The sequence below is a fragment of the Segatella maculosa OT 289 genome, from assembly GCF_000243015.1.
Taxonomy (GTDB): Bacteria; Bacteroidota; Bacteroidia; order Bacteroidales; family Bacteroidaceae; genus Prevotella; species Prevotella maculosa.
This window is the reverse complement of record NZ_JH594509.1, coordinates 17,777-42,870: the sequence shown is the minus strand read 5'-3', so window position 1 is coordinate 42,870 and position 25,094 is coordinate 17,777. Positions and strand designations below refer to the sequence as shown.

24 protein-coding genes and 1 pseudogene are annotated in these 25,094 nt (G+C 44.4%); 20 read left to right on the top strand and 5 right to left on the bottom strand.

What is annotated here, in order from left to right:
* Nucleotides 1–13: 13 nt before the first annotated feature.
* From HMPREF9944_RS10625 to HMPREF9944_RS10605, 5 genes are all read left to right on the top strand, one after another.
* On the top strand, nucleotides 14–2,182 hold the full coding sequence (locus tag HMPREF9944_RS10625) for a M3 family metallopeptidase (protein WP_008566276.1): 2,169 nt from the start codon (nucleotides 14–16) through the stop codon (nucleotides 2,180–2,182).
* Nucleotides 2,183–2,407: 225 nt separating this feature from the next.
* Nucleotides 2,408–2,860, top strand: coding sequence for a deoxycytidylate deaminase (locus tag HMPREF9944_RS10620; RefSeq protein ID WP_008566275.1), 453 nt, complete (start codon nucleotides 2,408–2,410; stop codon nucleotides 2,858–2,860).
* Nucleotides 2,841–4,547, top strand: a complete 1,707-nt coding sequence (locus HMPREF9944_RS10615) for a S41 family peptidase (RefSeq protein ID WP_008566273.1) — start codon at nucleotides 2,841–2,843, stop codon at nucleotides 4,545–4,547. The genes HMPREF9944_RS10620 and HMPREF9944_RS10615 overlap by 20 nt, the downstream gene beginning before the upstream one ends.
* Nucleotides 4,540–5,076: a 5-formyltetrahydrofolate cyclo-ligase gene (locus tag HMPREF9944_RS10610; RefSeq protein ID WP_008566272.1), complete on the top strand. Its 537-nt coding sequence runs from the start codon at nucleotides 4,540–4,542 to the stop codon at nucleotides 5,074–5,076. Before HMPREF9944_RS10615 ends, HMPREF9944_RS10610 begins: the two co-directional genes overlap by 8 nt.
* Nucleotides 5,077–5,108: 32 nt before the next feature.
* Nucleotides 5,109–5,756, top strand: a complete 648-nt coding sequence (locus HMPREF9944_RS10605) for a DUF4476 domain-containing protein (protein WP_044113672.1) — start codon at nucleotides 5,109–5,111, stop codon at nucleotides 5,754–5,756.
* Nucleotides 5,757–6,120: 364 nt separating this feature from the next.
* On the opposite strand, the gene HMPREF9944_RS10600 is transcribed toward HMPREF9944_RS10605, so the two are convergent.
* From HMPREF9944_RS10600 to recF, 3 genes are all read right to left on the bottom strand, one after another.
* The gene (locus HMPREF9944_RS10600) at nucleotides 6,121–7,452 is read right to left on the bottom strand and encodes a DUF5723 family protein (protein WP_280513087.1); all 1,332 of its coding nucleotides are present in this window, start codon (nucleotides 7,450–7,452) and stop codon (nucleotides 6,121–6,123) included.
* A 148-nt stretch (nucleotides 7,453–7,600) separates the two neighbouring features.
* A complete protein-coding gene (locus HMPREF9944_RS10595) occupies nucleotides 7,601–7,891 on the bottom strand; it encodes a DciA family protein (protein ID WP_008566269.1) in 291 nt (96 codons plus the stop codon).
* The gene (gene recF / locus HMPREF9944_RS10590; protein WP_008566268.1) at nucleotides 7,891–8,991 is read right to left on the bottom strand and encodes a DNA replication/repair protein RecF; all 1,101 of its coding nucleotides are present in this window, start codon (nucleotides 8,989–8,991) and stop codon (nucleotides 7,891–7,893) included. The genes HMPREF9944_RS10595 and recF overlap by 1 nt, the downstream gene beginning before the upstream one ends.
* A 168-nt stretch (nucleotides 8,992–9,159) precedes the next feature.
* Here recF and HMPREF9944_RS10585 point away from each other — a divergent pair, with 168 nt between their 5' ends.
* From HMPREF9944_RS10585 to HMPREF9944_RS10575, 3 genes are read left to right on the top strand one after another with little or no spacing between them, the layout of a single operon-like run.
* Nucleotides 9,160–9,858, top strand: a complete 699-nt coding sequence (locus HMPREF9944_RS10585; protein ID WP_008566267.1) for a tetratricopeptide repeat protein — start codon at nucleotides 9,160–9,162, stop codon at nucleotides 9,856–9,858.
* Entirely contained in the window at nucleotides 9,858–10,334 is a 477-nt protein-coding gene (ribH, locus tag HMPREF9944_RS10580; protein ID WP_008566266.1) for a 6,7-dimethyl-8-ribityllumazine synthase, read from the top strand. Before HMPREF9944_RS10585 ends, ribH begins: the two co-directional genes overlap by 1 nt.
* 6 nt (nucleotides 10,335–10,340) lie before the next feature.
* Entirely contained in the window at nucleotides 10,341–10,721 is a 381-nt protein-coding gene (locus tag HMPREF9944_RS10575; protein ID WP_008566263.1) for a hypothetical protein, read from the top strand.
* 57 nt (nucleotides 10,722–10,778) lie between these two features.
* On the opposite strand, the gene HMPREF9944_RS10570 is transcribed toward HMPREF9944_RS10575, so the two are convergent.
* Nucleotides 10,779–11,450 carry a hypothetical protein gene (locus tag HMPREF9944_RS10570; protein ID WP_019968305.1) on the bottom strand — a complete coding sequence of 224 codons (672 nt, stop codon included), beginning with the start codon at nucleotides 11,448–11,450 and terminating at the stop codon, nucleotides 10,779–10,781.
* A 432-nt stretch (nucleotides 11,451–11,882) separates the two neighbouring features.
* On the opposite strand from HMPREF9944_RS10570, the gene HMPREF9944_RS10565 reads away from it, so the two are divergent.
* Nucleotides 11,883–12,251, top strand: coding sequence for a rhodanese-like domain-containing protein (locus HMPREF9944_RS10565; RefSeq protein ID WP_008566260.1), 369 nt, complete (start codon nucleotides 11,883–11,885; stop codon nucleotides 12,249–12,251).
* Nucleotides 12,252–12,448: 197 nt separating this feature from the next.
* On the opposite strand, the gene HMPREF9944_RS10560 is transcribed toward HMPREF9944_RS10565, so the two are convergent.
* Entirely contained in the window at nucleotides 12,449–12,904 is a 456-nt protein-coding gene (locus HMPREF9944_RS10560) for an acyl-CoA thioesterase (RefSeq protein ID WP_044113671.1), read from the bottom strand.
* Between the two features lie 497 nt (nucleotides 12,905–13,401).
* On the opposite strand from HMPREF9944_RS10560, the gene rfbH reads away from it, so the two are divergent.
* The 11 genes and pseudogenes from rfbH (at nucleotide 13,402) to HMPREF9944_RS10510 (ending at nucleotide 25,081) form a co-directional block, all read left to right on the top strand.
* Nucleotides 13,402–14,742, top strand: coding sequence for a lipopolysaccharide biosynthesis protein RfbH (gene rfbH, locus HMPREF9944_RS10555; protein ID WP_008566255.1), 1,341 nt, complete (start codon nucleotides 13,402–13,404; stop codon nucleotides 14,740–14,742).
* A 28-nt stretch (nucleotides 14,743–14,770) separates the two neighbouring features.
* Nucleotides 14,771–15,571, top strand: a complete 801-nt coding sequence (gene rfbF, locus HMPREF9944_RS10550) for a glucose-1-phosphate cytidylyltransferase (protein WP_008566254.1) — start codon at nucleotides 14,771–14,773, stop codon at nucleotides 15,569–15,571.
* A 1-nt stretch (nucleotide 15,572) separates the two neighbouring features.
* Nucleotides 15,573–16,652, top strand: a complete 1,080-nt coding sequence (gene rfbG / locus HMPREF9944_RS10545; protein ID WP_008566253.1) for a CDP-glucose 4,6-dehydratase — start codon at nucleotides 15,573–15,575, stop codon at nucleotides 16,650–16,652.
* 237 nt (nucleotides 16,653–16,889) lie between these two features.
* Nucleotides 16,890–17,543: pseudogene (locus HMPREF9944_RS13385) on the top strand (NAD-dependent epimerase/dehydratase family protein).
* Between the two features lie 24 nt (nucleotides 17,544–17,567).
* Complete coding sequence (locus HMPREF9944_RS13035) at nucleotides 17,568–17,705, top strand: hypothetical protein (protein WP_172634000.1); 138 nt, start codon at nucleotides 17,568–17,570, stop codon at nucleotides 17,703–17,705.
* Nucleotides 17,706–17,736: 31 nt separating this feature from the next.
* Nucleotides 17,737–19,473, top strand: coding sequence for a thiamine pyrophosphate-binding protein (locus HMPREF9944_RS10535; RefSeq protein WP_008566248.1), 1,737 nt, complete (start codon nucleotides 17,737–17,739; stop codon nucleotides 19,471–19,473).
* A gap of 35 nt (nucleotides 19,474–19,508) precedes the next feature.
* Nucleotides 19,509–20,873 (top strand): polysaccharide biosynthesis protein, encoded by a 1,365-nt coding sequence (locus HMPREF9944_RS10530; RefSeq protein ID WP_008566247.1) that lies wholly within the window; start codon nucleotides 19,509–19,511, stop codon nucleotides 20,871–20,873.
* Nucleotides 20,863–21,840, top strand: coding sequence for a glycosyltransferase family 2 protein (locus HMPREF9944_RS10525; protein ID WP_008566245.1), 978 nt, complete (start codon nucleotides 20,863–20,865; stop codon nucleotides 21,838–21,840). The genes HMPREF9944_RS10530 and HMPREF9944_RS10525 overlap by 11 nt, the downstream gene beginning before the upstream one ends.
* 226 nt (nucleotides 21,841–22,066) lie before the next feature.
* Entirely contained in the window at nucleotides 22,067–23,056 is a 990-nt protein-coding gene (locus HMPREF9944_RS10520) for a glycosyltransferase (RefSeq protein WP_008566244.1), read from the top strand.
* Nucleotides 23,057–23,094: 38 nt separating this feature from the next.
* Nucleotides 23,095–23,787 (top strand): acyltransferase, encoded by a 693-nt coding sequence (locus tag HMPREF9944_RS13440; protein ID WP_008566242.1) that lies wholly within the window; start codon nucleotides 23,095–23,097, stop codon nucleotides 23,785–23,787.
* An 82-nt stretch (nucleotides 23,788–23,869) separates the two neighbouring features.
* Complete coding sequence (locus HMPREF9944_RS10510; protein WP_008566241.1) at nucleotides 23,870–25,081, top strand: glycosyltransferase; 1,212 nt, start codon at nucleotides 23,870–23,872, stop codon at nucleotides 25,079–25,081.
* Nucleotides 25,082–25,094 lie beyond the last annotated feature (13 nt).

Sequence of the window (25,094 nt, the reverse complement as noted above, 5' to 3'; positions counted from 1 at the left end):
AACAATATCAAGTATGACTGAAAATATAGAGAAGAAAAGAAGTAACCCTTTCTACGAAGACTATGGTACACCGCATTATACCGTACCCTTTGACAAGATACAGACTGCAGATTATGAAGAGGCCTTTTTGGAAGGTATCCGTCGTGATGATGAAGAGATAGATAAAATAGTTAACGATCCGGAAGAAGCAACTTTTGAGAACACGATTGCACGTGTTGACTTGGAGAAGGGAGAACATTATTATGATTTGCTCGATCGTGTGTCAAATGTCTTTTCGTGCATGCTCAGTGCAGAGACAAACGACGAGCTTGATACACTTGCCCAAAAGCTGAGCCCTATTCTTACAAAGCATTCCAATGATGTCAGTCTGAACAAGCAACTTTTTGAACGTGTTAAATATGTGTATGAACACCATCGTGAACTGACTCCCGAAGAGCAGATGCTGCTGGAAAAGAGTTACGACGGCTTTGTCAGAAACGGTGCACTATTAGATACGGCGGGCAAGGAACGGTTACGTAAGCTCACAGAAGAAGCAAGTATGTTGGCTTTACAGTTCTCGCAAAATCTTTTGAAAGAGACAAAGGCTTACGAATTACATATCACCGATGAACAGCTGCTCGATGGTCTGCCTGAAACGGCAAAGAATTCCGCAGCGCAAACTGCAAGGGAGAGAGAAAAGGAAGGTTGGATTTTTACGCTTGACTTTCCAAGTTTCAATCCTTTTATGACCTATTCTACACAACGCGAACTGCGTAAGCAGATGTACATGGCTCGCAACACGGAATGTACGCATGACAATAGTGAAAACAATCTTGATATTTGCAAGCGACTTGTCAATCTACGCCGCGAGATAGCACAGCTTTTAGGTTTTGAGACTTATGCTGATTACGTGTTGAAGCATCGTATGGCCGGCAATGTAGACCACGTTTATCAACTGTTGAATGAACTTATCGATGCCTATAAACCAACAGCTGTCAACGAGGTGAAAGAGGTAGAGGCTCTTGCCCGAAAGCTCGAAGGAGAAGATTTCAATATGATGCCGTGGGACTTCAGTTATTATTCGCATAAGCTTCAAATAGAGAAGTATGACCTTGATGCCGAAATGCTCCGACCGTATTTCGAACTTTCAAATGTCATCAAGGGTGTGTTTGGGCTGGCCACCAAACTCTATGGTATCAGCTTCAAGCCCAATGCGGAAATACCGGTGTATCACCCCGACGTAAAGGCCTACGAAGTCTATGACGAAGACGGAAGTTTTCTTGCGGTGCTCTATGCGGACTTCTACCCTCGCAAGGGCAAGCAAGGAGGGGCTTGGATGACGGAGTTCAAAGGACAGTGGATAGATCAAAAGGGGCGCAACAGCCGTCCCCACGTCAGTTTGGTGATGAACTTTACCAAACCCACAGCAGACAAGCCTGCTTTGCTTACCTTGAGCGAGGTGGAAACCTTCCTGCATGAGTTTGGGCATTCGCTCCATGGCATGTTTGCCAATACACGTTTCGAAAGTCTGAGTGGCACCAATGTGTGGTGGGATTTCGTAGAACTCCCGTCACAGTTCATGGAGAACTACGCGGTAGAGAGGGCATTTCTGCGCACTTTCGCTTTCCATTATCAAACGGGAGAACCAATCCCCGACGAACTAATAATGCGTATTGTCAAGAGCCGTAACTTCATGGCGGCCTATGCCTGTATGCGACAAGTGAGTTTCGGACTGCTTGATATGGCTTACTATACGCAAAAAGAGCCATTCGACGAGGCCATCATTCCGTTTGAGAAGAAGGCGTGGAAGAAGGCTATCCTTCTTGAACAATTGCCCGATACTTGCATGACCGTGCAGTTCAGCCACATCATGGCAGGGGGATATGCTGCCGGCTACTATAGCTATAAATGGGCCGAAGTATTGGACGCCGACGCCTTCAGCGTATTCAAGAAGCAGGGTATCTTCGACCGGAAGACCGCACAAAGTTTCAGAGACAATATTCTTTCCAAAGGCGGAACGGAGCATCCGATGACGCTCTATAAACGCTTCCGAGGGCAAGAGCCAACCATAGACGCATTGTTGGAGCGGAACGGAATACGTCGCGACAAATGGCGGGAGCCTTGCCGAGCTTCAGCAAACGCCAAGGTAAAACAGATGTTAAATGCTAAGGTTGAGCAAACGTCCCGTCAAAACAAATGTTAAATGCTAAGATTGAGCAAACGTCCCGTCAAAACAGATGTTAAATGCTAAGGTTGAGCAAACGTCCCGTCAAAACAGATGTTAAATGCTAAGGTTGAGCAAATGTCCCGTCAAAACAAATGTTAAAGGCTAAGGCCGAGCAAACACCAAAGCAAACGACGGCAGACTTACCACACCGTGGCAAACGTCCCAATGACCGATTTGAGATAAATAAAACATGATAACGATATGACCGTTGAAGAGAAACAGAAAAAGCTGGACCATCGCTATCTCCGCATGTCAAAGATATGGGCGGAGAACTCCTATTGCAAGCGCAGGCAAGTCGGTGCGTTGGTCGTAAAAGATAAAACGATTATCAGCGACGGCTACAATGGTACCCCGAGCGGCTTCGACAACATTTGCGAAGATGAGGCCAACGCCACCTTCCCCTACGTGTTGCATGCCGAAGCAAACGCGATAACAAAATTGGCACGCAGCAACAATAATAGCGACGGCAGTACGCTCTACGTGACAGCATCGCCTTGTATAGAATGTGCCAAGCTTATTATCCAAGCAGGTATCAGGCGTGTGGTCTATGGGGAGAAATATCGTTTGGAAGACGGTATCGACCTGTTGCGTAAAGCGGGAATAGAAGTGATTTATATGAAACAGGACAATAATTATGGAGCAGAAGAAAAATAACCGTTGGATGCCGCTCATCATGGCTGTTTGTGTCATCGTGGGCATCTTTATCGGAACCTTTTATGCCAATCATTTCTCTGGCAACCGACTCAACATCATCAACTCGGGAAGCAACCGGCTCAACAATCTGTTGCATATCATCGACGACCAATACGTTGACAAGGTGAACATCGATTCCCTTGTCGATAAGGCCATTCCGCAGATATTGGCAGAGCTCGACCCCCACTCGGTCTACATCAATGCAAAAGACGTGCAGGCCACCAACGATGATTTGCGCGGTTCGTTCTCGGGTGTCGGCATCGAGTTCACAATCCGGCAGGACACCATTCATGTGCAGAACGTCATCAAGAACGGGCCTGCCGAACGTGCCGGAATATTGGCTGGTGACAAGATCGTAAGCGTTGACGGGAAGCCTTTCGTCGGCAAGGTCGTTACGAATGAGGAAGCGCAGCACCGATTGAAAGGTCCGAAAGACACGAAAGTGAAAATCGGCGTGATGCGTTATGGACATAAAGTCGTGAAGTATTTCACCGTGACACGCGGCGAGATACCCACAAAGAGTATCTCGGCTACCTATATGCTCGACGATGACACCGGTTATATCCGCATCAAGAGTTTCGGTGAGACTACTTATCCCGAATTGCTCATCGCGCTGGCCAAACTCTCTCAGGAGCGGTTCAGCAACCTTGTCATCGACCTTCGTGACAACGCGGGAGGCTATCTGAACAGTGCCGTGCAGATGGCCAACGAGTTCCTGCCGAACAACAAGCTCATTGTTTACACGCAGGGACGCAAGAGTCCGCGGCAGGATTATCGGTCAGACGGACGCGGCAGTTACCAAAACATTCCGCTCATCGTGCTCATCAACGAGGGCTCGGCTTCCGCCTCAGAAATCTTTGCCGGCGCCATGCAGGACAACGATCGCGCGACGGTCATCGGGCGCCGCTCGTTCGGCAAGGGACTCGTCCAGCAACAGATCGGATTCCCCGACGGAAGCATGGTCCGCCTGACCATCGCCCGATACTACACGCCTTCGGGACGATGCATACAGAAACCCTACACCAACGGCGAAGACCCCGAATACCAGCAAGACCTCATGTCGCGCTATCAGCACGGCGAGTTCTTCTCGCAAGACAGCATCAAGCACACCGGCCCCGCCTATCACACCAGTATCGGGCGCGTGGTCTACGGCGGCGGTGGCATCACGCCCGACATCTTCGTGCCCGAAGACACGACGAACATCACTTCCTACTACAAGCAGGCGGCCATGAGCGGACTGATTCTGCAGTTCGCCTTCACCTACACCGACGACAACCGCATCAAGCTCAACAACTTCAAGGAGATGATGCAGCTCAGCGACTATCTGGCCAAGCAGAACATGGTGGAGCGTTTCGCCAACTACGCCGACAGCCACGGCCTGAAGCGGCGCAACCTGATGATACGGAAGAGCCACAAACTGCTCAATCGTTACATCAACAGTCGCATCATCTACAACATGCTCGACGAGGAGGCGTGGAACGAATATATCAACCAAGACGACCCCGTCATCTCAACAGCTCTCCGCGTGTTCCGGAACCATGCAGCCTTCCCCAAGAAGCCGCAGCCCAAACCGGCCAGAGGAAAGGTGGCAACGGTGCAGGGCTGTCCTCAGTTCCATCTGCAACGCAATCTGACGGCCTATGCTTAAAAGCGAACTGCGACAGGAAATCAAGGCGCGCAAGTGCCGGTTCACCGCCGACGGGCTGCGCGAACAGTCGCTCGCCATCGTGCGGAAAGTGCTCGACCACCCCCGCGTCGGAAAAGCCCGTACTATTCTGCTCTATCATTCCATGCCCGACGAAGTGGACACCCACGACCTTATCGACCGGCTATATCAGCAGGGAAAGACCGTCCTCTTGCCCGTGACCTTGGGCGACGATCTCGAAATCAGACGTTACGAAGGTCCGCAGCGGCTTCGCGAAAGCCACGCTTTCCACATCATGGAGCCCGTGGGAGCGGCTTTCGCCGACCTGCAAGCCATCGAGCTCGTCATCGTGCCCGGCGTGGCTTTCGATGGCAAAGGCAACCGACTGGGCCGTGGCCGCGGCTATTACGACCGCTTCCTGCGGCAGGTTCCACAGGCCTACAAGCTCGGCCTCTGCTTCGGTTTCCAGATGACGGAGGCCGTGCCCGTCGGACCGACCGACGTCGCCATGGACGAAGTGCTCTGCGGATAATCCTTTTGCAACCAACCAAAAACAATATGACGATGAAACAAAAAGAAAGATTTCAGATGCTGCTGCTCACGCTGCTGCTTACCGTGTTCAGCCTTAACGCTACCGCCGCAAGCAGACGTACCGTGGAGCGCGGCATGACAAAGCAACAAGTGACGGACATTCTCGGCAAACCGAAGGCTGCGAGCTTCGACCAAGCGGGCACGCGCTGGGAATATATCAAGGGCCGGCTGATAGACAACTACGACATTCATATCCGCGTGGAATTCGATGCGCGCGACCGGGTGGTCAACTATCAGGAGACCATCATTCCGCGCGGCGACAACCGCAACGCCGATATCCTCGTGCCCGACGACGGTTTCCGCCGCCCCGCCCCCGGTTTCTACGCCGGCTGCCTGAGCGAGGAAGAGTTTGCCATTGTCAGCAACAGCATCACAAAGGCGAACTTCGACGACAACAAGCTCGCGCTGGTCGAAGTGGCCAGTCTGCGCAGCCTTTTCACCTGCCGGCAATGTGCCCGACTGCTACAACTCTTCTCTTTCAGTGACGCCAAGTTGAAGGCCCTCCGTTTCATGGCGCGCCAAATCGTAGACCCGCAGAACGCCTACGACATCTATCAGGCGTTCACCTTCGACAGCGACCGCGACAAGGCCGCACGGCTGATACACGACCTGCAGAACTGACGCAAAGCCCCCTTCGTTACGGGCCGCTCCGGTATTCGACACGCTTCTGCTCGACCGCCGGAACGGCCCTTTTTCGTGCCCCATGCAGACCGCCTTGCCGCGACATCCCCCTCTCATGCTCGCGAGACCCGGGTCTCGCGATTGTGACATCCCCCTCCCGCGCTCGCGAGACCCGGGTCTCGCGATTGTGACATCCCCCTCTCATGAAATTCCGTGCCGCGTCGGAATCAATTTCGTGCCGCGTCGGAAATTATTCCGTGCCGCGTCGGAATTAAATGAGAGCTATGTCTGATTAAAAAGAGAGCCGCATCTGACGGAAATCAGATGCGGCTCGGAATAAAGGTCGATGGGGTGGAATGGGGTGTCAGAGGCTGCTTTCGTGACGGCTTCCTATGGGAATACTGATGCCGACGAGTGCGCTGACGGTGCGCGAGTCTTTGCCGAAATACATGTAGTCGGTGGCCAGCGTGACCGGCCCGAGCTTCAGTCCGATCCCGAGCCCCTTGCCTTGGCTTTGGAGCATTGAGTAGCTGAGGGCGACGCCGATGTGGCGGTTGAAGCTGTAATTGCCGGCAAGCGTGAGTTCGGCTTGCGTGTTCACCTCGCCCAAGCGCGTGGTCGAAAGTGCGCCGAGCGTGAGTTTGTCGTCGAGCAGCTTGTATTGTGCGCCCAGTACCATGGTGGTGCGCAGCGACGTGGTGCGCGTTTTGCTTTCTTGCCCTTTCAGATTCCAGAGGTCGGAGTTGAATATCTCACCGCTTTTCATCGTCTTTCGGAAGTCTTCGCGATGCTCTCCGGCGTGCACGCCGTCGAAGTCGTAGACGCGTTCAACGTCGGACGAACTGCTGACCGTGTTGCTCTTGCCCCACGAGATGAAGCCCAAGTCGAGCAGGGCCGCCGACAGCGTGACGTCGTGACCGAGCTTGTAGGTTGCTCCGAAGTCTGCGCCGATGCCGTAGCCTGCGAAGCCTATGCTGCCGCTGCGCTCAATGCCGTCGACGTAATTGTTGCGGTCGGTGGCGAGCGACAGGCCTGTCATGGAGCCTCGCAGCGATGCCCGCGATCTGATGACGGCCTTGCCCTTCACCCGTTTCAGTTGCTCGTCGGTGATGGTTGACCAGTCTTGGTTGGGCGCGATGCCGCTCAGGTTGGTTTTCATGGTCACGTCTTCGACTTTGGCGTCGATGTCGGCAATACCGAAGAGCAACTTGACTTTCGCACCGAGCACGAGGCGTTCGCCGAATGGTCTTGCGTAGCCCACGCCCGCTTCCATATAGGAGCTCACCTTGGCCCGGAAGCCGTCGGTGTGCAGGTTGGCGTTGGCCCACGACTGGTCGCTCAGACCTCGCGAAGCACGTATGAACTCGAACACGTCGCGCTTGATGTTGGCATCCGCGTCGACCCTCACGCTGAGGTTTACGTTCCAGAAGCCTTTGTCGGCATACCAACCCGCCGAAAGCAAGTCGTTGGCTACCGAAATGTTGAGGCGGTTGTCGTGTTTCAGCTGGTTGATGAACTTGTCGCTGGTGAAATAATCTGCTGAACTGCTGTTGTCAACGATGTCTGCCAGATAATCCGACGAGATGGAATTGGAACTTATCCCCGCATTCATCGCTCCCATGAAGGGAATGCCGATGTATCCGCGCGACGGCATCAGGGCGGGATTGAGTTGCTGTCTGAGCTGCACGCCTTCCATGAAGTAGGTCGTGCGGTTGAACTGGGCGAATGTCGCCGTTGGGGTGAGGGCCAGCAGCAGGCTCGCCATCACTTTTAGATTACGTTTTGATCGCATTTTTGTTTTCATCTTTATTACAATTAATTTTACGTTGCATGTTTTTTACTTCTCAATAGAACTTGATGTCGCTGATGACGTAGGCACCGACTTGCGCGTTGAGCCGTTGCACGAGCCGCGTGCGCATCATGCTGAGGTCTTGTCGCAAGGCGGGGTTGAGGATTTTGACGAAGAGCGTCTGGTTCTTGATGAACTTGTCGCCCGTGTAGCGGGCAATCGATGGGCCCACCACTGTGTCCCACGACGCGACGAGCCGCTTCTGCCGGAGCGGCGTCTCGAGTCCTTCCTTGCGGAGCACGGTTTGTAGGACCTCGGCCAAGGATTTCACGTCGCGCTTGAACATCAGTCTTTTCGCTCTATTTCGCCCCCGTCGACCGCGAAAAGCCGGTAGTCGAAGTCGCCGCCGGCAAGGATACGGTCGAGATGGTCGCGGTTGGTGTCGGTGATGAAGATTTGTCCGAAACTCTCTCCGCCCACGAGTTGCACGATTTGTTCCACGCGGTCGGCATCGAGTTTGTCGAAAATATCGTCCAAGAGCAGCAAGGGTGTACTGTCGGACGTGCGACGCAGAAACTCGAATTGCGCCAGCTTCAGGGCCAAGGCAAAGGTCTTATGCTGTCCCTGACTGCCCTCGCGCTTCATCGGGTAGCCGCCGAGCAGCATCTCGAGGTCGTCGCGGTGGATGCCGTGGAGGGAGTAGCCTACAGCGCGGTCCTTGTGGCGGTCGCGTCGGATGGTATCAAGCAGCGGACCGCGTCGGCCGTGCGATACATAGTCGAGCGAAACGGTCTCGTGTTTGTTAGAGATGCGGTCGTAGATGTCTTGGAACACCGGGACGAGTTGAGCTATGAAGGCATCGCGTTTCTGGTAGATGGTCTCTCCGTTCACGGCCATCTGCTCCTCCCAAATATCCATGAGGGCTGTGTCTGGCTCGTCGTCCTGTTTCAAGAGGGCATTGCGCTGCTGCAAGGCTTTGTTATAGGCCGCAAGAGCTTCGATGTAGGCATGGTCGTATTGCGAGATGACAAGGTCAAGGAGTCGCCTGCGCTCGTCGCTCGCTCCCTCAATAAGGGCGGAGTCGGAGGGCGAGACAAACACCAGCGGTATCAGTCCGATGTGTCGCGACAGGCGGCGATACTCCTTTTGGTTGCGCTTGAAGTGCTTCTTCGTGCCGCGTTTCATGCCGCAATAGATGTTTTCTTCCTCGCCGGCATCGGTGATATAATTACCTTCGAGCACGAAGAAGTCCTGCTCATGTGTAATCACTTGCGCATCGATGGGGTTGAATGCACTGCGACAGAACGATAGGTAGTACACGGCATCGAGCACGTTGGTCTTGCCCACGCCATTGCTCCCGATGAAGCAATTTAGCTTCGGCGACAAGGCAATCGTTGCCTCGCGGATATTCTTGTAGTTGAGGATTGAGAGTCTGTTCAGTATCATAATCTTGGCTGCAAAGTTACCGGTTTACGTCCGAAAAACGAAAAAAAGAAAGAATAAATTTCACCATGTGAGATTATTTACGTAATTTTGCGACGTTCTATCCGGCCCGCTTTTCGGGTGGAGAAACACAACGAGTGGGGAAATAAAATAAAAACAACAGAATAAACAATGGCAAACAAAAACGAACAGGGCGTGCTCGACAACGAGACGCTCATCAAGTCAGAAGCTTTCATCGAGAAGTACAAACAGACTATCATCATCGCTGTCGTGGCAGTCATCGTCATCGTCACGGGGTTCTTCCTTTATAAGGCCTACGTGTCTGCGCCACGTGAGGAAAAGGCAAGCACGGAACTCGCAAAGGGACAGCAATATTTCAATGCCGAGCAGTTCGATAAGGCACTCAACGGTGACGGTGCAGGCTACACGGGCTTGTTGAATGTCATCAATAATTATGGAAGTACCGATGCAGCCAATCTGGCCAACCTCTATGCCGGCCTCTGCTATGCTAACATGAACAAGTGGAACGATGCCGTGAAGTATCTGGACGAGTATTCTCCTTCAGACGATGCCATGGTCAGTCCTGCCGCCGTTGCCGCTTTGGGCAATGCCTATGCGCACGTCAAGCAGCTCGACAAGGCCATCGATAACCTGAAGAAGGCTGCCGATATGGCCGACAGTGAGGGCCGAGACGGCGTCAATAACTCGCTTTCTCCTACTTTCCGCCTGCAGGCCGCAATCCTTTTAGAGAGCCAAGGCAAGAAAGATGATGCACTGAAAATCTATCAGGACATCAAGAAAAAGTATGTCAATGCGGCACTTGTACAGAGCCAAGAGATTGATAAATACATCGAAAGAGCTTCAAGATAATGGCTACGGAACTACATCATTTGTCGGATTACGACCCTAAAGCGGTGCCCGATGCGAGCAATATGTACTTCGGCATCGTGGTAGCTGAGTGGAATCCGGAGATTACGGGAGCCTTGCTCGACGGTGCCGTCTCTACATTGAAGAAGCATGGGACGCTGCCTGAGAACATTCATGTGAAGACGGTTCCGGGCAGTTTTGAGCTGATTTACGGTGCACATCAAATGGTGTTGCATGGCGGTTACGATGCCGTCATCATCTTGGGAAGCGTCATTCGTGGCGAGACCCCACACTTCGACTATATCTGTCAGGGTGTTACCGAGGGTATCGCACGTCTGAATGCCACGCAGGAAATACCCGTTATCTATGGCTTACTGACGACCAATGACCTACAACAAGCGCAAGACAGAAGCGGCGGAAGGCTCGGGAATAAGGGCGATGAGTGTGCTATCGTCGCTATCAAGATGGCTAAATTCTGACAAGACATGAAACTTTATCAGCTTTTGCAGGCCTACGAGTTCGACGAAATCATGCCGGTCATCAATGAAATGTTTCCGGGAACGGCCAAATACCGCGAGCCTTTAAAGACGGCCTATGAGATGATGTTCAATATGAAGCCCGTGGCTTCGAACAAAAGCATTCGCTATAAAATCATTAAAGGCAAGGGCGAAGAACAGTATATGGGTGCCGAAGATGCCAACTTCAAAGGCAATTGGGAGGTTCTTCTGGGCAAAGAGGTCTCCCGAGAGCGAGGCGTAGACCTCACCGACGTGGAAATCTTGGCCAATTGCTTGGTCAACATGTGCTTTATCGGCAACTGTCCTCGTGGATTTGAGGAAGCCCGCAAAGCACTTATGAGCGAATAATACGGTTTTCTTATAAAGAAAAAGAGATGGAAGCCATGGGTTTCCATCTCTTTTGTTTTACCGTTTCATCCCGTAACGGTCGATGAGTGTATGCTTTTTGCCCTGTATACCCTCGAAATAAGGTGGTTCGGCACGCAATTGCATGTCGTCATAAACGAATTCGGCAATCACTGTGTCCTTCCCGTCGGGCAGGATAAGCCCCATTTTCCCGTTTTTCTCGGCGATAACGGGCATCATACAGAGGTCGTCAACATAGACATAAGGCGTGCGAAGAAAGTCATAAAGTGGATGAATGAGAATATTTCCTTCGTGGTCTTTGATGCCGAACTTCCCGTTTTCCTCGAATATTTTATGGAAACGGATATATTTCTTCTTGATGCGTTGCAGGTAGGCAACTATCTTCCGCGGGCTATTAATCATCTGATGCCAATAGCTATAGGTATCACAATAGTTGGCCGCAGCCCTGACAATCACCATCTTCCAATCGAGTCCGCTGATGGCTTTGCGGTTAAGGTCAATATATCGGGCGATGGCTTTCTCCTTTTCGGGGACACTGAGCTTGGAAAGCGACTCCTCGAACCGCAGCATGATGGTCTTCGAACCAGACATTCCTTTGATGTAGCGATGGATTTGTCGGCTCATTTCATTGCAAACGAATTTATCTATCTCGGCTAATTCAATCTTATCGACATAAACTTCATCGAAGTTTTCTGCTGTTATTTTTTTCATGATGTGGTCTTTTAGTTTGCCAAAGGTACTAACTTTTGTCAAATGAAAGAAATTATTGCCTTAAAAATAATCCGTATATGCTGAAAAACATAGCTTGGTGATGGCCTGTTAAGTAGGTGTTTATCATTCATTGCCGATAGATTTGAGCTTGTCTTTTAATCAGTCTGCCGGCTTAAAGAAAGCGTGTGGCGGTCTATACGGCTGATGAAAGCCGGTAGAATGCCAAAAAAGGGGCTTAAAGATATTGGTAAAGCGGAAGAGAATCATGCAAAATAAATCAATACGTCCAATGTTGGACACCTGTTATGAGCGTTCATGCATCGCAGACACGGTTGGTTTTCGTCCGAAAAACATGGAAATCATGTTTATTTTCTTTGCCCTATTCCCCTTTTTTGTTTACCTTTGACGCGCTTTATCAATAAAAACAACGGAATGAATAAACTGAAAATGATTTTTAGTGCGCTGTTCGGTGCAACATTGGCGGCTTGTGCCCGGAATGAAAACATCACGACTGTCGATGCAGCTGCCTTTGAACGCGCCGTCACAAAAGACAGTGTGCAGCTGGTTGACGTGCGTACGGCCGAGGAATATGCCGACCATCATATCCTGTATGCCGTCAACATCGACGTGATGCAGCCCGACTTCAAGGACAAGGCAAGTGCTATGCTCGATGCATCAAAGCCGGCCTACGTGTATTGTCGGTCGGGTAAGCGCAGTCTGACGGCTGCCGGCATTCTTGCGGGCATGGGCTTCAAGGTGATTAATCTGCGGGGTGGCATCATAGAATGGGATAACAAATAGGCCGCTATTCTCAAGTTCATTTTTCATATTGATAAATTCTGTCTTTTAGTTTCACCCATTTTACCGTGTAATCTTAGCCATATTGTGCGGCAAAATGACTGAAATTGCACGGCGAAATGGGTGAGATTGAATGGCAAGGTGTAAGGCTTTGACTGTCAGTTTGTATGAACGTGAGAGCGTACGTCCTGTGCTTCCGTTCAAGAATGGCAGGAAAGGTCGGCTTTTTCTTTCCTCCGCACGTCTCGTCCTTCATATTTACAGATGGCATCCACCCACTCCGGCAGCATGGGAATAGAGATATTCCGTGCAAGGTCGAATGCTACCATGATGGTTTTTCCGATACATTTCACTTCTTTTGTGTCGCTATCCACAAGCCGTTGATGGAGTGTGAAACTCTTGGTTCCTATCTCTGAGATGGCAGTTTGAACTTCCACGCGGTCGGTATTATGCACCTGTGAGAGGAAATCGGCCTCGACATGCACGGCAAAAATAGCATAATTCCCGTTAGGAATGTTGCAAACGGTGCGTACATAGTCGATTTTCGCCGTGTCATAATATTGAAAATAGGCCGTGTTGTTGATGTGCCCGAACTGATCGGCATCTGTAAATCTGAGCTGAATCGGCAGCCGATGATGATATTCTATCTCTTCCATGTTCCTGATATACTGTGCTGTTGATAATATTCTTAGTTCAGCAAGCGGCTTCTTGCTTGCTTTTCGGTTGCAATATTCGCAATTTTCCACGACATATACAAATATTTGCGCATCGGATTTGCTGTGTAGCAGGAAAATCTTCATGTTTCGGTGTCTTTACGGGATTGATATTTCTATGGATAAATTTGCTTTTTATACGGAAAATAGTTACCTTTGCAAAATATTTATAGAGTGTTCAACTCAACCACGGCTTATGTTTACGAAACATCGTTGATGCTCCTGCGTGTTATATCATCTTAACTCTATGCGGATGGCACATAAGTAGCGTGATTTCTCCTGAATGGTTGATGATGGAGGAGGGGCGTTTTGTATCTCAATCTTTTTATTCTGAAAGGAAATATGAAGGATATATGAACATATCATTGATTTGATGTGATAACGAGGTGTCGTATTCGGATGATGGTTATTGATAACAGAAAGATAAAATAAAACAAAGAATGGTGGAAAAAAAAGAATATTTGAAGGCTAAGATATTAGAGCTTACGAAAGAGTATTATAAAGAGGTGCATGCAGAAGGGGCGGCGTTTGTTCCGGGCAAGACAAGAGTCAATTATGGTGGACGCTATTTTGACGACGCCGAGATGGTGAATTTGGTTGATGCTTCTCTTGATTTTTGGCTTACAGCAGGCCCTTGGGCGCATCGGTTTGAGAAACATTTTGCGGCATGGTTGGGTGTTAAGCATTGCAGTCTTTGTAATTCAGGGTCTTCTGCAAACTTGTTGGCATTCTCTGCACTTACGGCTTCGGAATTGGGTGAGCGACAAATCAAGCGAGGTGACGAGGTTATAACGGTTGCTGCAGGTTTCCCGACAACAGTTTCTTCCATTTTGCAATATGGTGCCGTTCCTGTTTTCGTCGATATGGATATTGCCGAAAGCAATATTGATACAACTCAATTGGAGTCGGCTTATAGTGATAAGGTAAAAGCTGTCATGGTGGCACATTCCTTGGGTAATCCTTTCAATCTGCAAGCTGTCTTGGATTTCTGTCGTAAGCATAATTTATGGCTCGTAGAAGATAATTGTGATGCCTTAGGTTCAGAATACTTTATTGACGGAGAATGGAAGAAGACGGGGACTATTGGTGATATTGGTACGAGTAGTTTCTATCCTCCTCATCATATGACGATGGGAGAAGGAGGTGCTGTCTATACGAACAATGCTTTGCTTCATAAGCTTGTTAACAGTTACCGTGATTGGGGGCGTGACTGCTGGTGTGTCGGTGGAGTAGACAATACTTGTGGAAAGCGTTTCAATGGTAAATTTGGAAATCTTCCCATTGGTTATGACCATAAGTATGTTTATAGTCGTATGGGATATAACCTCAAGGCAACAGACTTACAGGCGGCCATTGGTTGTGCTCAGCTTGAAAAATTAGATTTTATCATTAAGCGTCGCCGAGAAAACTTTACTTTTCTCCATGAGGAATTGAAGGATATCAAGGGCCTTCTTCTTCCTGAACCACAAAAGAATAGTAGACCGTCGTGGTTTGGCTTCTTTATTACGGTTAAAGATGATGCTGGTTTCACACGCAATGAGCTGACTGAATATTTGGAAGAACACAGAATTCAGACTCGTAATCTCTTTGCGGGTAATCTTCTCAAGCATCCGGCTTTTGACCAATATGAGAAGGATAAGGATTATCGGGTAATAGGTGAACTTCCCGTTACGGATAAGATTATGACTAATAGCTTTTGGCTTGGTGTTTATCCGGGCATGACCAAAGAGAAACTACAGTATATGGTTGACACAATTAAGTCTTTTATTGCTGGGAAATAAATTAGGTACTTACGGAGAAACATAGATTATGAAAGTTGTACTCTTAGCTGGTGGCTTTGGAACTCGTATTAGTGAGGAAAGCCAATACCGTCCCAAACCGATGATTGAGATTGGAGGGATGCCAATACTTTGGCATATCATGAAAGAATATAGCTATTATGGACATCATGAATTTATTATTTGTGCCGGTTATAAGCAAGAGTATATAAAAGAATGGTTTGCGAATTATTTTATACATAATAGTGATATAACTTTTGATTATACAAATGGGAAAGAAGAGCTAACGCTTCATCATACAAATATAGAACCATGGAAGGTAACAGTCGTAGATACTGGTTATAATACTATGACGGGAGGACGTATCAAGCGTGTTCAAAAGTATTTGGACGGAGAACCTTTCTTTATGACCTATGGGGATGGTGTCTGTGATGTTGATATCAATAAACTCTTGGAGTTTCATTTATCACATGGTAAGATTGCCACACTGACAGCTGTTAAGCAAGACCAGTCTAAGGGTGTCCTTGATATCGGTGGTGATAATGCTGTGAGAAGATTTCGGGAAAAGAATATCTTAGATGGAACTCCGATAAATGCCGGCTATATGGTGCTCAATCCGGAGGTTCTTAATTATATAGAAGGAGATAATTCGGTATTTGAGAAAGAACCTTTAGAGACATTAGCTACAGAACGGCAGTTGATGTCTTATATTCATCGAGGTTATTGGCAATGTATGGACAGTATGCGTGAGAAGATAGAACTTGATAAGCTTCTTTCCACGGGAAAAGCACCATGGAAAAGGTGGGAACGAGAGGTACCGAAAGAACTATAGTATGAATGTAGATATATTTAATGGGGCTTTTAACGGCAAGCGTGTACTCGTTACAGGGCATACGGGCTTCAAAGGAAGTTGGCTTAGCATTTGGCTTCATGAGTTGGGCGCTGAGGTCGTCGGTGTAGGACTTGAACCATACTCTGAGAAGGATAACTTTGTGCTTTCAGGGATAGGCAATCGTATAAAAGCAGATATACGAGCTGATATTCGTGATTTGAAAGCCATGAAAGATATTTTTACAGAATATCGTCCGGAGATAGTCTTCCATCTTGCAGCTCAACCTTTGGTTCGTCTCAGTTACGAAATACCTGTTGAGACCTATCAAACCAATGTCATGGGAAGTATCAACATTATGGAAGCTGCCCGCACTACGGATAGTGTGCGAATAGTTGTCATGATAACAACTGACAAATGTTACGAGAATAAAGAGCAGATATGGGGCTATCGTGAAAACGAACCTTTTGGAGGTTACGATCCTTACTCCTCAAGCAAAGGAGCTGCTGAAATAGCAATCCAGAGTTGGAGACGTAGTTTCTTCAATCCAAAGGACTATGGTATCAAGCATCATATAGCAATAGCTAGTGCAAGAGCCGGTAATGTGATTGGGGGGGGAGATTGGTCAAAGGATCGTATTGTTCCGGATTGTATTCGTTCATTGGAGGCAAACAGAACGGTGGAAATTCGTTCTCCTAAGGCTATTCGCCCTTGGCAACATGTTTTGGAGCCTTTAAGTGGTTATCTCCTTCTTGCGAGTAGAATGCAGGAAGAACCGACAGAGTATTGCGAGGGTTGGAACTTCGGGCCGAAATCAGATAGTATTTGCTCTGTATGGGAGGTTGCTTCTAAAATAGTTTCTCATTATGGGACTGGGAAATTGAAAGATGTTTCTAATGTTCAAGCTCCTCATGAAGCCAATCTTCTGATGTTAGATATCAGTAAAGCTAAATTTAAACTTGGGTGGGAGCCAAGAACAGGTATTGAGGAGTGTTGTAAACTGACTGCAGAGTGGTATAAAAAATATACTAAGAAGAATATTCATAATCTTTGTATAGAGCAAATCAATAATTTCATCAGATGAATCATATCTTAAGAGAAGATCTTGAACTTATATGTTCTAGCACAATAGTAGATTGGTCAAGATTTAATCATAAAAAGATACTTATAACAGGTGCCAATGGAATGCTGCCCGCATATATGGTTTTTACTTTATTATATCTTAATGAAAAGTATAATTTTGATGTAAAAGTTATTGCTGTAGTGCGGAAATATCAATAAGGCAAGAACTAAGTTCGCTGATTATCTAACTGATAATCATTTGACTTTTTTGGTACAAGATGTAGCAGAGCAAATTTCCTGTAAAGAACATATAGACTTCATTATCCATGCTGCAAGTCAAGCAAGTCCCAAGTATTATGGAACAGATCCTGTTGGCACAATTGATGCTAATCTTTTTGGAACTACAAATACGTTGAAACTTGCACACGAACACCATTGTGAATCTTATTTATATTTCAGTTCGGGTGAAGTTTACGGAATTATTAATAAAACGAAACTAAGTTCTGAAACGGATTATGGGTTTATAGATCCTCTAAAAGTTCGCTCCTGTTATGGAGAAAGCAAACGGATGTGAGAGAATCTTTGTACGTGTTGGAACTATCAGTATGGAACACATGCAAAAATGGTTCGCCCATTTCATACTTACGGGCCAGGGCTGTTAAAGGACGATGGACGTGTATTTACAGACCTTGTTTTCAGTATATTAGAGGATAAAGATATTGTTCTGCGGAGTGATGGAACTGCAATTAGGGCATTTTGTTATATTTCTGATGCAACTATAGAACTTTTCAAAGTACTTTTGGATAGTATTGATGGCGAAGCTTATAATATAGGAAATGATAGTAACGCCATAACTATACGTGATTTAGCTAATCAATTGATAGGTTTATACCCAGAAAAAAACTTAAAGTAGTGTTATGATATAAATATGGAAGATATGAGAACAGGAAAAATGAAATCGCCATTATCTGTTTCTATTCCTAATATGGATAAAACAGTAGATTTGGGGTATAAGCCAGTTATAACAATTTACGAAGGATTTACAAGAACAATAGCTTCTTTTTCCCATAAATAAGTAGAAAAATATTCCTTAGCTAAAACTATAAATGAAATCATCTGATTATATAGCAACTTTTCTTCGTGATCAAGGAATAGGTACGGTTTTTGGATATATGGGTGGAATGATAACTCATCTTGCGGATTCATTAGATAAATGTCAAGGAATTCAGTTTATCCAGACTTATCATGAGCAAACAGCTTCTATGGCTGCAGAAGGATATGCTATTGGAAGTGATGGGATTGGGTGTGCAATTTCCACAAGTGGTCCAGGAGCAACTAATATGATTACAGGTATTGCTGATGCATATTTTGATTCTGTTCCTGTTCTTTACATTACAGGACAGGTTAATTCCTATGAATATAAGTATGATAAGCCTATTCGACAACAAGGATTTCAGGAAACAAATGTTGTAAATATTGTTAAGCCGATAACGAAATATGCAGTTCTCGTTGATGATGCACAGAATTTAAGATACGAACTAGAAAAAGCTGTGTACATTGCAAAAGAGGGGAGAAAGGGCCCTGTTCTTCTTGATATTACGATGGATGTACAGCGTACAGATGTTGTTCCCGAAAAGTTGAGAGGATATGATGCGAGAAGTTGCAAGAACAATTCTGATGATGTAGGATTGGAGGCATTATGGAATGTGATAGAGAAAGCGAAATCTCCTATAGTTCTTCTCGGAGGGGGTTGTCAAACAAAAGAAACATCTCAACTTCTTAACAATTTTTTTTTAGCAAATCAAATACCTGTTGTAACTTCACTCATGGGAAGAGGAGCAATGGACGAAACCTATGAATATTATATAGGTATGGTCGGTAGCTATGGAAATCGTTGTGCCAATATCACGATTTCCCAGGCAGATCTCTTGCTGGTGTTAGGATCAAGGTTAGACACACGTCAAACTGGTGCAATGATAGATTCTTTTCTTAAGGAAGGACATATCATTCATGTTGATATTGATAAAAATGAGTTAATGCATCATCGTATCGAAAATCAGTTACATGTCAGAATGACTGTTGCTGACTTCCTAAAAATAATAAAATCTAATCATATTTCGTTCCATCCATCTCTGAAATGGTTAGATTATGTTGTTCGTATAAAAGAGCAGTATAATCAAAACAGAGAGATTGATCGCTTTGTGGAGAATAAGGCTCCTTATCGATTTATACAGGCTCTCAACCAAATTATGAAAGAGGGAGACATTGTCACTACAGATGTTGGGCAAAACCAGATGTGGGCAGCACAAACGATAAATTTAAAAAAAGGAATGAAATTTATCACAAGTGGTGGATTGGCTCCCATGGGATATTCTATGCCTGCAGCAATAGGGTTGAATTTTGCAGATGCCACTCATAGAACCTATTGTATTTGTGGAGATGGTGGTTTTCATATGTCATCACAGTCACTTGGTGTTATAGCTCAATATCATTTACCCATTAAGATCATGGTCATGAATAATACGTCTTTAGGGATGATAACACAATTTCAACATTTATATTTTGAAAATCGTATGGTTGGGACCACACGTGATGGAGGCTATGTTGTACCTAATTTAGAATATATGGCTAAAGCTTATGGTCTAAGATATGCACGAATACAGTCAGATGACCTTCAAGATAATTCTCGATTTAAGGGTATTGTTGAGAATTCAGATATTGTTGAATATTTTATAGAAGGTCTGACAACAGTTTGTCCAAAGTTGGAATATAATCAGCCAATTGAGAATCCTCTTCCTTTTTTGCCAGAAAGTGAAAGGGAGAAGATTCTTTTTAAATCTTAACCTTGTTATTTTTTCTATAATTAGTTATTTAGAAAATGAAAGGAAAGTTGTTAACTATTACTACAAAGCTTGGTATAGATAAGTCTATTGCTTATTCTTCTGGAGCACGTGTCGTCCAAGCTTTGGTGAGCGTTGGTAGCATTTTTATCTTTTCAGCTTTCCTTACAGGTGTTGAGCAGGGTTTCTATTTCACTTTTGGCAGTATTGTTGCCATACAAATTTTTTTTGAGTTGGGTTTGACGAATATCATTACTCAATATGTAGCACATGAAGACTCTTTCCTTTACATAACGTGTGGACAGATTTCCGGCAACGAAGGACACAAGTCGAGGTTGGCCTATTTGCTTCATTTTTGTGTAAAGTGGTATTCAATGATTGCAATCCTCTTTTTCATCTCATTGTTGGTTGTGGGTTTCGTTTTCTTCACTAAGTATAGTAAGGGACACCCAGAAGTGTCATGGCATATTCCATGGTTACTTATCTGTGCAGGATCGGCTATCAAACTTTTTCAGGCTCCTTTTAATTCCTTTATAGAAGGACTTGGATATGTAGCAGAAATGAGCAGGATTAGTTTTTGGCAGCAGATAATTATACCAGCTTCAACTTGGTTGGGATTATTCCTGAGTTTTAGGCTGTATGTCGTTGGAATCAGTACACTGCTATCCGTTTTGATTTGGTTTGTTTATGTGAAGCGCTCTTTCCTTTGGGCACTTCTCGTAAACTTATGGAAGACAAAAATTACGGAGCGTATATCCTATATGAAGGAGATTTTTCCATATCAGTGGAAGATTGCAATTAGTTGGATTAGTGGTTATTTTATTTTCCAATTATTCAATCCTGTATTATTCGCTACAGATGGTCCTGTTGTTGCAGGACAAATGGGGATGACTTTGAATGCGTTGAATTCAATTACGGGTTTTTCTTTGAGTTGGATTACTACGAAAATTCCATCAATGTCAAAACTAATAGCCCAGAAAGACTATGTATCACTTGATAGTATGTTCAACAGAACTGTCAAGCAGATGTTGTTAGTTTGTTTTGCACTTTTAGGTGCTTTTTTTGTTTTTCTTTTGTTCTTGAATCTAACAAGCCTTGCCTTTCGAGGAAATATAATTGCACATCGCTTTTTGAGTTTTTTACCAACAACTTTGTTATCGGTAACCATCATTCTCGGTGTTTTTGTCAGTGCATGGGCTACTTATTTACGCTGTCACAAAAAGGAGCCATGGCTGTTTAATTCCATTTGTAATGGTGTCCTGACGACTTTGTCTACTTTCGGTTTAGGTAAGCTATATGGTCTTTATGGAATTGTAGGTGGCTATTTTGCTATACAATGTTTGATGTTTCCTTGGGGGATATGGATTTTTAAAACGAAAAAGAAAGAGTGGCATGGAGAATAAATTTTTATTGAGTATTTGCATTCCTACGTATAATAGGGCAAAGATATTGGAAGTTACGCTGAAAAGAATTATTGGTCAGATTAATGAACTTGATAATAGGAATCTTGTCTCCTTGTTTATTTCGGACAATGCATCAACTGATAATACACAAGAGGTTGTACAGCGTTTTGCCAGGCAGGAAGTCCATATTGAATATCACTGTAATGAAAAGAATTTAGGCCCTGATGGAAATTTCTTGAAGTGTTTTCAATCAGCTACAGGGAAATATGTGTGGCTCCTTGGAGATGATGATCCTGTGAGTGAGGGGGCAATTTGCTATTTATTGAATATTCTCCAGCAAGGAGATTATGGATTGGTGCATCTTTCGACATCTCCGACAAATGAGATTGGCTACAAAATATATCATGATGTAAACGAATATTTAATGAAAGTTTCATATTGGATTACATTTATTAGTGCTAATATTTTTCAATCAGAGATTGTTAGTAAGGTTAACATAAATGAAGAAATGATTCATTCTTATTTGATGCAGGTTCCTTTTTTCTTGACCTCTGCAACTTCATATACACAAAATATTGTTATAGATAGGAAGATGTTAGATGTTCATCTTGTAGATGATAATGGTGGATACAATTTTTTTAAAGTATTTGTGCAAAACCAATTTACATTATGGGAGCGTTTTGTTAATAGAGGGGATATAACACGATTTTGTTTAGATTTTGTCAAAGAAGACACATATAAGCGGTTTATTAGTTTTTATATTGGAGAATTGTTAATATTACGTAGGCAATTACAAAAGAAGAAGAAAAAGAAAGGATTAAAGGGTGGATATGATATTGAAAATGCATGGAGAATTCTTTTTAGATATTATGGAAAAAAATCTTATTTCTATATATATTTATTAAAAGCTTTGAAATTATCGTTTGTACGAGTGGTTAAACGTATTGGAAGGTTTATTTTCATTTGATGAATTTGTATAAAAAACAAAATCAAGTATAAAAGGTCTAAAGGTTGTTTTTTTTTATTAAGTAGTTTTTCTTTTTTGAAAGTATCTAATGTGCTATGTATTTGAATGGCAAGGAAAATGCCAAAAGAAAACAAAAAGACCAAAGAGATGATTTTTCTTCTGAATAAGTCTCTTTCATATTGAAGAATTTTTAAACATGGCCATAAATATTGTATAAAAACAAAATATGTTTAATGAAAATGGAAAGAGATATTTGCTTAGCATTATTATTCCGATGTATAATGCAGGGAAATATATAGAGCGCTGTCTAAGTTCATGTTATCACCAAGATATAGATGAAATACAGTATGAGGTTATCGTTATTGATGACGGCTCTACAGATGATGGTTACGAGAAGGTAATGAATTGGAAGATGCTACATGAGAATTTGCAGTATATCCATCAGGAAAATCAAGGCCAGAGTATAGCTCGCAATCATGGAATGACTTTTGCCCGAGGAGAATATGTTTGGTTCCTAGATGCAGATGATGAGATTGAGCAAAATTGTCTTTCTTATCTTTTGAATGAAGTCTCTGCCCATAATCTGGATATGTTGACTTTCAATGAACTACTTTCATATGATGATGGACGCTCTTTGATTTTAGATCAATTTGGTATGCCATATAATATGATTCTTACCGGAGAAGAATATTATAAAAAAGGATTTAAGGCAAGGGCAATGTCGTCTTCTATCGTGAGGTTTACTCTTATATCCGATAATCATCTATCATTCCAAACTAAACGTGTAGGGGAGGATGTTGAACTCTGTTATAAGGTAATGGCATATTCAAATAGAGCCGAATTTATCAATAAAACTCCTTATATTTATCATGTGAATATAGAATCTGTTACACAGAAAAATAAGAATGATCCTAAAGTGATTATTGGAAAATTGCAGGATGCATTAGCAGTGAGTGATTCTTTGAAACAATTGGCTTTAGAGTTAAAGCTAAAGAAACCTGTTTTAGCTGTCTATATAGAAAAACGTGTAGAGCAAATTATCTTTGGAATATTGTATTCGGTATGGAAACAGCGTAGAGAATTTGAAAAGGCAAAAGTACTACAACCATTTATTGAAACGTTGAAAGAAAAAGGAGTTCTTCCTTTTCACATTCATTTTTCGCAGTTGAAGAAATATATTTTTACGCATTTATTTATTAATCGAGTGTTAAGGTGATTTTATTTGCCTGAAGTAGTGAATAAAACGATTCGATTATGATGACAGTTTCTTTTATAATCCTCCTACTTTTCTGTTTACCTTGGCTCTCAATAGGTTTTGTTTATCCTTGGCAAGTGTTGGCAGTCTATGTTTGGAAGCATCCCGAACAAAAAAGACTTTCATTCTTAGCACTCCCATACAGAGCAATTGCACATTTCACACGGTCAGGTTGGGAAAAGTTTTGCGTTGTACATATTGGGAAACTCCCATCATGTCATTTGCGGAAATGGCTGTATCAAGGTCTTGGTGCCACTTGTGGGTCTCACGTTGTTTTCAGATACGGTACAGAGATATGGTGTTCCCATTGGTTAAAGGTTGGGAAAGGTTCTATAGGCGGTTATAATATGTTACTTGATGCACGCAATGGAATAGAGATTGGGCGATATGTGAATTTCTCAGCGAATGTATCCGTATATACAGAACAGCATGATCATCGTGCAGCTGATTTTAGTTGCAATACCGGTATCAAAAAGAAAGTAACAATAGGTGATCGTGTATGGATTGGTCCCAATGCTATTTTGCTCCCGGGTATCACCATTGGTGAGGGAGCTGTTGTTGCAGCAGGAAGTGTTGTGACACATGATGTAGCTCCTTATACAGTAGTCGGAGGAATCCCAGCTAAGAAAATAAACGACCGTCCTCGTGAGCTTACTTATGTGTTTGAAGGAAAAGAAAGCCGAATTTATTAGGTCGGATAAGATGTTTAAACAGAATAATGTCCTCATAGACATTGATAAGAGGGTACGATAGTTATAAAACGGTGCTTCAAGCATGAATAAAATTAAAAGAAAGATTATATTGATAAGTTTATCCACTCCTACCTATAATAATGTAAGGGCGGCTTCTGCACTTCCTTATCATCTGATAGAGGGGTATCAAAAGAATGATGTGGATTTTGAAGTCTATTCTTTTAATATTAATGCAATTGAGACTGAAGAGATAAAGAAGATAGAAGATAAGTTACGTGTTAGAGTTAACGTGTTGAAAAGGCCATGGTGGATTCGGATAATAATGGCACTTCACTTGCTTTCGTTACGTGTTTTTCTACGTTATCCCTTGACTTACTATCATTATTTACCCACAACTGTTGTACAACGTATTAGGAAAAGCCGTCCTGATGTCGTGTGGATTTATGGAGAAGAGACTGCCTGGTTGGCCAAATTCTTCCAAGATTGCAGGTGTATCGTGACGATGCCCGACTGTGAATCGCTGTTTTATCATCGGCTATTAAGCAAACGTTTTGCAGTGAAATCTCTTTTCCATGTGATGAAATCGGCTTTTGCTTATTATCAGTATTTGGCTATGGAACGCAATATGTTGGTGCAAGGAACACTTTATCATTTTGTAGGAAGAGAGGATACTCAATTTTTCCATACGATGCAACCAAGAGCTGAGGTCTTATTCCTGCATCATCCGCTGTATGACTATCGTGATAAGCACATCCAGTTCCACCAGCCAAAGATCAAGTTGTTGGTAGCCGGGCGAAATGATTTCTATATGGCAGAAGCAGTAGAAGACCTTTTCATTACCATTTTAAAAACAGATAGTAGGACAGATAAACAATTCTTACAAGAACATTTCCAATGGACTTTCTTGGGAAAAGGCTGGGAGCTGATTGCTGAAAGGCTGCAACAAGCAGGTTTTGAGGTTCGTCATATTGTGTTTGCACCTGATTATATTGCGGAATTACAGCAACATGACATTCAGATAACGCCGATCAGTGTGGGAACGGGAACGAAGGGTAAAGTGTTGGATGCAATTGCTAATGGACTATTGGAAATTGGAACGCCCGGTGCTTTGGAGAATATTGCTGTCGAGAATGGTACATCTTGCATCATTTATCAGGAGGCCAAGGAATTAATTGGTATACTGAAAGACATTGCCAATCAACCGGAGCGGTATGAGAAAATGGCTCGTTCAGGAATGGAAAGGGTTCGACAATATCATAACGCTTCGGATATTGCAGAAAAGTTATTTTCATGATATATTCAGAAAA

What these genes read in the sequence shown, in the direction of transcription:
- rfbF (WP_008566254.1), top strand. Translation starts at nt 14,771, where the DNA reads ATGAAAGTTGTACTCTTAGCTGGTGGCTTTGGAACTCGTATTAGTGAG.
- HMPREF9944_RS10600 (WP_280513087.1), bottom strand. Translation starts at nt 7,452, where the DNA reads ATGGAAGGCGTGCAGCTCAGACAGCAACTCAATCCCGCCCTGATGCCG.
- recF (WP_008566268.1), bottom strand. Translation starts at nt 8,991, where the DNA reads ATGATACTGAACAGACTCTCAATCCTCAACTACAAGAATATCCGCGAG.
- HMPREF9944_RS10625 (WP_008566276.1), top strand. Translation starts at nt 14, where the DNA reads ATGACTGAAAATATAGAGAAGAAAAGAAGTAACCCTTTCTACGAAGAC.
- HMPREF9944_RS10615 (WP_008566273.1), top strand. Translation starts at nt 2,841, where the DNA reads ATGGAGCAGAAGAAAAATAACCGTTGGATGCCGCTCATCATGGCTGTT.
- HMPREF9944_RS10525 (WP_008566245.1), top strand. Translation starts at nt 20,863, where the DNA reads ATGGAGAATAAATTTTTATTGAGTATTTGCATTCCTACGTATAATAGG.
- HMPREF9944_RS10530 (WP_008566247.1), top strand. Translation starts at nt 19,509, where the DNA reads ATGAAAGGAAAGTTGTTAACTATTACTACAAAGCTTGGTATAGATAAG.
- HMPREF9944_RS10605 (WP_044113672.1), top strand. Translation starts at nt 5,109, where the DNA reads ATGAAACAAAAAGAAAGATTTCAGATGCTGCTGCTCACGCTGCTGCTT.
- rfbH (WP_008566255.1), top strand. Translation starts at nt 13,402, where the DNA reads ATGGTGGAAAAAAAAGAATATTTGAAGGCTAAGATATTAGAGCTTACG.
- HMPREF9944_RS10565 (WP_008566260.1), top strand. Translation starts at nt 11,883, where the DNA reads ATGAATAAACTGAAAATGATTTTTAGTGCGCTGTTCGGTGCAACATTG.
- HMPREF9944_RS10560 (WP_044113671.1), bottom strand. Translation starts at nt 12,904, where the DNA reads ATGGAAGAGATAGAATATCATCATCGGCTGCCGATTCAGCTCAGATTT.
- HMPREF9944_RS10520 (WP_008566244.1), top strand. Translation starts at nt 22,067, where the DNA reads ATGTTTAATGAAAATGGAAAGAGATATTTGCTTAGCATTATTATTCCG.
- HMPREF9944_RS10510 (WP_008566241.1), top strand. Translation starts at nt 23,870, where the DNA reads ATGAATAAAATTAAAAGAAAGATTATATTGATAAGTTTATCCACTCCT.
- HMPREF9944_RS13035 (WP_172634000.1), top strand. Translation starts at nt 17,568, where the DNA reads ATGAGAACAGGAAAAATGAAATCGCCATTATCTGTTTCTATTCCTAAT.
- HMPREF9944_RS10595 (WP_008566269.1), bottom strand. Translation starts at nt 7,891, where the DNA reads ATGTTCAAGCGCGACGTGAAATCCTTGGCCGAGGTCCTACAAACCGTG.
- HMPREF9944_RS13440 (WP_008566242.1), top strand. Translation starts at nt 23,095, where the DNA reads ATGATGACAGTTTCTTTTATAATCCTCCTACTTTTCTGTTTACCTTGG.
- HMPREF9944_RS10575 (WP_008566263.1), top strand. Translation starts at nt 10,341, where the DNA reads ATGAAACTTTATCAGCTTTTGCAGGCCTACGAGTTCGACGAAATCATG.
- rfbG (WP_008566253.1), top strand. Translation starts at nt 15,573, where the DNA reads ATGAATGTAGATATATTTAATGGGGCTTTTAACGGCAAGCGTGTACTC.
- HMPREF9944_RS10570 (WP_019968305.1), bottom strand. Translation starts at nt 11,450, where the DNA reads ATGAAAAAAATAACAGCAGAAAACTTCGATGAAGTTTATGTCGATAAG.
- HMPREF9944_RS10610 (WP_008566272.1), top strand. Translation starts at nt 4,540, where the DNA reads ATGCTTAAAAGCGAACTGCGACAGGAAATCAAGGCGCGCAAGTGCCGG.
- ribH (WP_008566266.1), top strand. Translation starts at nt 9,858, where the DNA reads ATGGCTACGGAACTACATCATTTGTCGGATTACGACCCTAAAGCGGTG.
- HMPREF9944_RS10585 (WP_008566267.1), top strand. Translation starts at nt 9,160, where the DNA reads ATGGCAAACAAAAACGAACAGGGCGTGCTCGACAACGAGACGCTCATC.
- HMPREF9944_RS10535 (WP_008566248.1), top strand. Translation starts at nt 17,737, where the DNA reads ATGAAATCATCTGATTATATAGCAACTTTTCTTCGTGATCAAGGAATA.
- HMPREF9944_RS10620 (WP_008566275.1), top strand. Translation starts at nt 2,408, where the DNA reads ATGACCGTTGAAGAGAAACAGAAAAAGCTGGACCATCGCTATCTCCGC.